Annotated in this window: 6 protein-coding genes; all 6 read right to left on the bottom strand. The window is 62.3% G+C overall.

Features of this window, described 5'->3' with window-relative positions:
* On the bottom strand, positions 1–288 hold a 288-nt coding region (locus AC1DO7_RS36835), incomplete at its 3' end, for a glutathione S-transferase N-terminal domain-containing protein (protein ID WP_477117272.1).
* Between the two features lie 1,068 nt (positions 289–1,356).
* On the bottom strand, positions 1,357–3,048 hold the full coding sequence (locus AC1DO7_RS36840) for a patatin-like phospholipase family protein (RefSeq protein ID WP_441620377.1): 1,692 nt from the start codon (positions 3,046–3,048) through the stop codon (positions 1,357–1,359).
* A 69-nt stretch (positions 3,049–3,117) separates the two neighbouring features.
* Positions 3,118–4,125: a bestrophin family protein gene (locus AC1DO7_RS36845; protein WP_441620375.1), complete on the bottom strand. Its 1,008-nt coding sequence runs from the start codon at positions 4,123–4,125 to the stop codon at positions 3,118–3,120.
* 42 nt (positions 4,126–4,167) lie between these two features.
* Positions 4,168–5,730, bottom strand: a complete 1,563-nt coding sequence (locus tag AC1DO7_RS36850; protein ID WP_477117273.1) for a DHA2 family efflux MFS transporter permease subunit — start codon at positions 5,728–5,730, stop codon at positions 4,168–4,170.
* 87 nt (positions 5,731–5,817) lie between these two features.
* Positions 5,818–7,170, bottom strand: a complete 1,353-nt coding sequence (locus tag AC1DO7_RS36855) for an HlyD family secretion protein (protein ID WP_441620371.1) — start codon at positions 7,168–7,170, stop codon at positions 5,818–5,820.
* Between the two features lie 33 nt (positions 7,171–7,203).
* On the bottom strand, positions 7,204–8,602 hold a 1,399-nt coding region (locus AC1DO7_RS36860), incomplete at its 5' end, for an efflux transporter outer membrane subunit (RefSeq protein ID WP_477117274.1).

Genomic DNA, 8,602 nt, shown 5'->3' on the forward strand with positions numbered 1-8,602 from the left:
CGCTTGCAGCCTAAGCACGTCGATTCGTGGTTCAAAGGCTCGCGGAATCAGAGACTCGATCGGTGACAGTCCATCCAGGTACTCACAGATCAGTGGACTGTCGAACAATGACCCGTTACCGCGCTGCAAGGTCAGCACCTCGGCCAGAGGATTCAGGGAAAGCAGCTCGGCGCCGTTCCCGTTGGGATTCACTACGACCTCGTCGATGATGTCGAGCAAGCCTTTCTCACGCACCGCAACCCGCACTTTCCTGGCATATGGCGAGTCGGGACTGTAGAGCAGCTCCATTATCGCTGCCGGTTTCCGGGTACCGGCATCGGCTTTGCCACCCATCGGTTCCGCACGCTAAGCGGCATCACCACGGCATACCGGCCACACGCCATCGCCCCCCTGCTAACGGCTCGCGAAGCGCCTCGCAGGATAGTGCGCGGTTCTGCACCCGATCGCACGCTCTGACTATCCTGGAAATTCCCATACGTTCTCTACGCTACCTATGCAATTGGAAGCCGGTGCTCGCCACCGAGGAAGGTGAGACGGGCGCCGCACGCTTACCGCCAATTTGGTACAAGCGCAACGAACTTGCAATGGCATATTGTCTATAGCAGTTAGACCGTTTCAGCATGGGGATGGCGATCTGTCGAACCAAAGATGCCGTAAAATCACTACGGATCTGGCGCGGGAGTCGCTTGCCCGTCTTTGGCGGCGGCTTTCGCTTCCGTCGTTTGACCCATCTTTGCATTTTTGGCTGACCCACAGCTTCCGCCTGAGGTCCTAGATCCGCCGCGTAGGTGGTGTCGCCAAGCCAGGTCACCGGCACTTGCAAAATACGGGGCAGGCTCGCATGCAAGTCAACACCCGAGAGACCACTGCAGGTTCGACGCGCTACTGGCGATTGCCGCTGCGCCAGACGGCCCGATGCTGGCGAAGCGCGGCTCGCGCTGTACTGGCCCGGTGCTCGTCGATCCAGGCGTACTTCACCGTGCCCCCTTCGCAAAGTACGCCGTCGCTCGGTGTAGGTCGCAACTATCCGCATAGGGGGCGACAGCCTCGGTTGGCCCCGTTAGGAACCTGACATTGCCCACAAGTTGCGGTCGGAAAAGCGTGAACGGCCGCTTCGGCCGACAACGCGACGGACACGGTCGGCACGCGAGGGGCCGTTGTCTGGGCGAAGGCGACATTCAAATGTCCATATAGTGGCGCGGACCACTGGCCGTAGATGGCCGGAAAGGGACCACGGTCATCTGGGAGTCGGGGCGCCTTAGCGTCGAGATCGGCCGTGCGGAGCGTGCCTCCGCCAGGAGAGCGCCGCGGCTGAGCAGCAAGAGCGCGGCCTCACCCACGCCGCGTGCCGCGGGACTATCGCGCCGCAGTCGATTCGCGCTCGAACTCGCGGATCACCGGGTTGCCAAGGATGGCATCCCTTCCCGCTTCGATCAGGCTATCGACGTCTTTCTCGGGCAGACGAAGTCTGGTCGGCAGATCGTTCAGACTTGCAGCACGCTCCTTGTCGAGGACCTCAAACGATATCCGCGTGACGAAGAAATCGACTTCGTCGCACCGCCAGCCTGGGAGGCGTGCAGCGATCTCCTGCTGCCGAGAATACGGCATCCCACACCGATAGGCCAAGAGGTCGTCGCGCCACTGCTGCATCATGGGAACGAAGGCGTCATAGCTCATTCGAACGTTGGTCGCCATTGCCGCGTCGATGGCCGCGCTTGCGACTTCGATTCCGGATGGGCCAATCTGGCTTTGGTTCAAATCGCCGCGCGGGCCCTGACCGGCGTCAACAACGATGAAAAGTAGCCGCCGCACCTTGATCGCGTCGTTCTCGCTCATGGGACCATAAGCCGTGCCCAGCAGCAGGCGCGATTGTAGAATGGTAGCCAATCCGTAGTTGTCGGACACCCCGCCGTCGACCAGCTTGATGTACTTTCCCTTCGACGTGTCCCTGAGACCGCGAACGGCGTTTGCCAACGCGCCACGCAGCAGCGATCGCCCAGGCGCCTGGGCGTGGTCAAGGTTCGGCAGCGGTGCGCTACAAGCCTCGGGATGCTTTTGAAGGACGATCGGTGCGAAGAAGAGCGGGACCGCCATGGATGCGGCGACGGCCTCGGAAACGGGAAAGCTCGCAAGATCACTGCATAGCGCATCGAATGCCAACTGGCTGAACGGAAACGCGACCCGGTAGTAGACGTTCGTGGCATTGATCCAAACGATTGGCTTGCCGCGGCGGAACATGTCGGCGTACGTCGCGCCCTTGAACACGTCTTCGTCGAGCCATGTCTGGAGATCTTCCCGATCGTTGAGCCCCCCCGCGAAGAGGCGTGCAACGTTGACCGGATTCAGGAGACTGAAGCGAAGTCCCGCCTCTCCGTTCTTCAGGAGCACTGATCGAAAGGTCGCCAGGCTGGCCGTGCCGTGCAGACCGTAGTACGCAGCGGTGATGGAGCCTCCGGACACGCTGCTAATGAATGCGACGTCGTCGAGCAGGGACGCGCCCCCAGGACCTCTCATGGCGTTGAGCCCCTGCAGCGCCCCGAAGGCGAAGGCTGCGGCTCGCGTGCCACCGCCAGAGAACGACATGGCGATGGCTGTCTGGTCGACGACGTCGATGGGTTCGCGCATGGCCGCGGATGCGCTGCCAGCCGCGGCCTGAGGCAGATTGCGCGGAGCATTGTGAGGAAGCGACCCGCAGGCACTGAGTCCCGCAAGTAGAAGTAGCATCAGCGTGTGGTAGGCCCTGCCGCAGGCGCGTCGCTCACTCCCTGCCCCCCATTTGCCAAGGCAGGCTGCTTTTGTGGCGAAGAGTGTGGTCATGTCGAAACTCACATTGGACGAGGTCAGGAACGTGCTCGGCGTGGTGGCGGCCCGCAGAAAGGGGGGATCGTTCTTTTGCTGCAAGTTGATACGGTCGCGCTCCCAAATTTCCTGTGAATCAACGATTTGCGAAAGACTCGACATTCTCGATATAAAGGGAAGTCGGAAAGCCTCGCTGCGAGAGGCTTTCCGGACGGTCGCCGTATCAATCTGCAGCAAAGGGACGATCACCCAAAATCGCCTGATGCAGACGTTCGCGCCCCGCCCGAAGGGCAGGCGTCCGGCGGGCCAGTGAATGGTCTAGAGGACAATACCGTGCTCTGTCGTTGGTTCGAGGACATCGCTCTTCTCGCCAAGCATGTCCATGAGCTCGCTTTCGATCTTCCAGCTGATCTGCGCCATGGGCACGTCATTGGGGTTTCCTTCGAACGGGTTTTCCGTGCTTTCACCCACCTGCTCCAGCACTAGGTACATCCACGAGATCATCGTGCTGAATGGAATGACCAGCCAGATCATATTGCCATGCATGACGCCTGAAACGCTGTCATTGAGCTTTTCGAACTCCGTAAGAATGCCGAAGGGCAGCAGCAGGCAAAAGGTACGGACAAAGAGCTTGTTTATGACCTCGTATTGCCTGGGATATGGATAGTCCTTGACACGCTCTGCCCTTCCTTGCTGCGCGAAGAGGCCCCTGATTGATCCAACGAATTCCAGATAGAAGGCATTGCTGATCTCGCCGACATCAAGCAACCGCCTGATTGTTGCCGCTTGCGTTCCCAGCAAGCGGGTTGTCCTGCTCTCGGCGTGCAGAACCGAGTCGAGTTCGGCCAGTGGCAGATAGCGCGCAAGCGCCAGTTCCAATGGCGTCTCCCACTCGGGAACCCGGTAGTATTTCCGGTACTCCACATTGGCTACCTTGCCCGCATTTTCCCAGATGCGTGGGCTTCTCAGTTGATAGCGGAGTGCCGTCAGCCACGCGCAATGCCGGAGAATCAGTTCTCGCCCCGCCGCCGGTCCTGCCGGAAAGTCCCGGCTCATCACACCCAGACTCCGGCTGCCATTCAGGATGTCAGTCCAGATCTGCTGTGCCTCCAGGGCCCTGCCGTAGGTCTGCACGTTCCTGAAACCCACGATGAATGACGTGGCCGTGCCCAGCAGCACCACAACGGAGACCGGGATCGACAGCCATTTCACCCCGAGGAACTGGTAGAGGAAAACGGGCAGCGAACTGCATGCGAGGGAGGCATAGAGTTGCCGTCTCGACCAGAGCGTGAATTCGAATAATGTGTACGATTTTCCCAAGTGCATGATGCGCATCTCGCGGCAGTGTGGCAGAACGCAGGCCGAGTATCAGTGGGCGGAGGCCGCGGTGCCGGACATGGCCCCCTTGTCGGGCTTCGTGAACCAGATCAACGGAATGATGGCGGCGAAGATCACGCCTGAAATCCAGAATATGTCGTTTAGGCCGAGCATGATGGCTTGCGTGTTCAGGCTGCGCTCGAACCAGGCAATGGCTTGCTGGGGGGATAAGCCAAGAGTGGACTGGATCGAATTGATGGCCGCGCCATACAGTGGGTTGTTCGGGCTGGCCTGCTCCACAAGGCGCGCGTGGTGCAGCACGGCCCGGTTGTTCCAGCCGGTCGTGGCCAGCGACGTGCCCACTGCGCCACAGAACACCCTGACGAAGTTGGACAGGCCGGCGGCGGCCGGCATTTTTTCCGGCGGCAGGCCCGACAGGATGATTGCCGTCAGCGGGACGAAGAACAGCGCGGTTGGAATGCCTTGCAGCAATGTCGGCAGTACAAGCGTGAAAGTGTCTACGCCGATGCTGTACTGCGAGCGCATGAAGAACACGCCGGCAAAGCCGAGGAAGGAAAGTGTGGCGAGGACGCGCAGGTCCGACCTGGGCAGGATCTTGCCCACCACCGGCGCAAGCAGAACGGCAAAGATGCCCAGCGGCGCCATCGCCAGACCGGCGTCGACGGCGGGGTATGCCAGGTATTGCTGCATCCACTGAGGCAGGACGACCAGGTTAGCAAAGAAAACGGCGAAGGCCACCGAGATGGCGACCGTACCGGTCAGGAAATTGCGGCCCTTGAACAGGCGCAGGTCGACGATCGGATTCGCTTCGGTCAGTTCCCAGATCACGAAGAAAAGGAAGCTGAGCAGCGCGACGATGGCAAGGGTGACAATGACCGGCGAGCTGAACCAGTCCAGGTCCTTGCCCTTGTCGAGCATGATCTGCAGCGACGCTACCCAGGTGATGAGCGAGGCCAGGCCCACGAGGTCGATCGGCAGCTTGCGCGTCGGCGTTTCGCGGTCACGGTAGATCGCCCAGGTGACGGCTGYAGCGAACAGTCCGACAGGGACATTGATGTAGAAGATCCACGACCACGAATAGCTGTCGGTCATCCACCCGCCCAGGGCCGGGCCGGCGATGGGCCCAACCGTGGCCGTCATCGCCCACAGCGCAAGTGCCACGGCATTCTTCTCCTTGGGATAGGAGGACAGCAGGATCGATTGCGAGAGCGGAATCAGGGGGCCCGCTACCACGCCCTGCAATATGCGCGCGGCCAACAGCATGGCCAGGTTGGGTGCGATGCCGCACAGCCACGACGACAGCACGAACATGAGGATGGCACCCACGAACAGGCGGATCTGGCCGACGCGCTGGGTTAACCAGCCGGTCAGCGGTATTGCCACGGCGTTAGCGGCGGCGAACAGTGTAATGACCCAGGTGCCTTCGTCCACGGAGACGCCAAGGTTGCCGGAAATCGTCGGGATCGCGACGTTGGCGATCGACGAGTCCAGCACGTTCATGAAAGTGGCGAGAGCCACGGCGAAGCTACCCGCTACAAGTTTGGCTCCGGTCAATGGGATTGGCACGAGTGTGGTCTGGGCTTGGGACTGCATGATGCGTTCGCGGGTTGGATGTGACGAGTGATATAACCGTTGCGTCAGCTCTATGAGCAGAGGCAGGCCATTGCCGGAGCGCGCTGCCTATGCGGCTGGCGACTCGGCGCGATGTGCTGACGCGCCTGGGGCCGCTTGCATACTGCGCCGTGCCGGGTGGGGTCCGGCCTTCTGCTTTTGTTGCGCCGCGTGTTCAGCCGCCAGTTCCGCGCTGGCTGTACCGTTACGGTTCTGCGAGACGATCCGCGCGATTTCGCGATCGGCTTCCTCGCCGAAGCGCTGGAACACGTCGGTGCGATAGGTCGTGCGGTACGGCGCTTCGTTACCACTGCGGCTGCCACTCGCGAGGCGCAAGCCGTCTTCCTTGCGCGTTTTCACGTCGATCTGCATCGACAGACCGATTTGCAACGGATGCTCGCGCAACTCCGCCGGATCGAGCTGAACGCGCACGGGCACGCGCTGCACCACCTTGATCCAGTTGCCGGTGGCATTCTGCGCGGGTAGGGCCGAGAACGCGTTGCCGGTGCCGGCCGAGAAGCCCACCACCTTGCCGTGGTAGGTCACATTGCTGCCATACAGGTCGGCATGCAGTTCAACCGGCTGGCCGATGTGGATGTGCTGGAGCTGAACTTCCTTGAAATTGGCGTCGACCCACACGCCGTCGAGCGGCACAATGGCCATCAGCGGGTTGCCGGGGGCCACGCGCTGGCCAACCTGCACGGAGCGGCGCGCCACGTAGCCGGTGACGGGCGCGGGAAGTGTGTTGCGAGCATGGGCCAAGTAGGCTTCCCGCACTTTGGACGCGGCGGCCAGGACGCTGGGATGGTCGGCAACGGTGGCCTGGTCTGTCAGTGTATGGTTGGAGGCAAGCTGCTGACGCGCGGTCTCGAGCGCGGCTTCGGCGGCCTTGAGTGCGTCGCGGGCGTGGGCGACGTCTTCGGCGGCCACCGCACCGGATTCGACAACCTCGGTGCGGCGGCGCAGATCGTCCTTTGCGCGAGCGAGGTCGGTCTGGCGCTGCTGCACCGTCGCGGCCAGTACATTGTTGTTGAGATAGAGCGCGCTAACTTGCCGCACGGTCTGGCCAAGCGCTGCCTCGGCATTGGCGAGCGCAATCTTTGCATCGGCAGCGTCGAGCGTGACTATGGGCTCGCCGGCCTTGACGATCTGTGTATCGTCGGCGTTGACTGCTACCACCGTGCCGCTCACTTGCGGCGTGAGTTGGATCAGGTTGCCATTGACATAGGCGTCATCGGTTTCCTCGTGGAATCGAGCCACTGTGTAGTAGTACACGCCGTAGCTGGCTGCCGCGAGCGCTGTGGTTAAGCCGACCAGGGCAAGCAGGTGCTTGCGGGTGTCCTTGCTGGCGGGCCGGGTGCCGGCGGTTGACTGGGCGCTGATCTGTTCAGCGGCGGGGGCGGAATTGGTCGTTTCGTGCATGGCGTCACCTGTTCGTGTTCACTGAAAGCGGAATCAGCGGGCGAGCGCCGCTTGTCCGGTCGAGTAAAAGGTATCCGTATAGCCGCCGCCCAGCGCAGCGGCCAACGCGACCTGCCGGTCGCGACGCGTCATGCGCAGGTTGGCGAGTATCTGCCTGCTGGCCAACGCGTTGGTCTGTGCATTCAGCACCGTCAGTTGCGTGGTCAGGCCAGCCTTGTATTGCGCCAGCGCCAAGGTCAGAGCGCGTTGCGCGGCGGTATCGGTACGCACGGCATTGTCGATCTGCGTGTCGATAGCACGGATGTCCGAGAGTTGCGTGGCAACATCGGTCAAGGCATTGACCAGAGTCTCGTTGTAGTTGGCCACGGCGAAGTCGAATTCGGCATAGCGGCCCTTGAGTTGGGCGCGCAGTGCTCCTCCGTCGAAGATCGGCAGGTGAATCGCAGGCCCAAACGAGGCGGTGCGACTGGCGGCCCGCAGGAAGCGGCCCCAGCCAAAGGCATCGAGGCCGATCATGGCGCTCAGGTTGATGTCCGGATAGAACTCGGCCTTGGCCACCTTGATGTCGTGAAGGATCGCGTCCACGCGCCAGCGCGCGGCGACGATATCCGGGCGCCGCGAAACCAGATCGGCCGGCAGGTTGTCGGGTAGGCGGACGTCGTCGCCGACTTCGAGGGCCGGACGGTCGATCGCCATGCCGCGGTCCGGGCCCTGTCCGAGCAATGCGCCCAGCTGGTAGCGCGTGCGCTGGATGCCGCCGGCTAGCGAGGACAACGCAACTGCGCTTGCGGCCAGGTTGGCTTCCGCGGTGCGCTTTTCGACCTCGGTATCCAGGCCCATGGTGACGCGCCCGTTGGACACGCGCAGCACTTCGCGGCGCTGCTTCACTTCATCCTTGGCGATGTCATGCAGCGCGTAGAGGCGCGCTAGTTCGTTATAGGCACGGGCAATTGCGCTGCTGAGTGCCAGCTTGACCTGTTCCGCCTCGGCCTCGCTGGCACGCAGCGCGGACACCGCAGACTTGAGCGCCTCCCGGTTTTTGCCCCACAGGTCGAGTTCATACGATGCATTAATGAAGCCCTTGTTCTCGGACTGCCACGAGCCAGCGAAGGGGGGCGGTATCAGCGTACTTTCCGAAAAGCGCTGGCGCGTCCAGGAGTAACCGGCACCCACTTGCGGCAATGTGTTGGCGTTGGCGCCTTCGCTGAACGCGGTAGCGGCGGCCACGCGGGCACGGGCCTTTTCGAGCGAAGGGCTGCCGATCAGCGCCTCGTCGATCAGCGCTTTGAGTTGCGTGTCGCCGAACTGGCCGGCCCAGTCGGCTGAGGGCCAGCGGCCTTGCTCGGCGGGGATGCTCTGCGTGGTGGCGTAGCTGGTGGCGTCGGTGATGTGCTTGTCGCTCTTGATGCCGGCATAGTTGRCACAGCCGGCC

The organism is Cupriavidus sp. 05N40 (assembly GCF_056397305.1).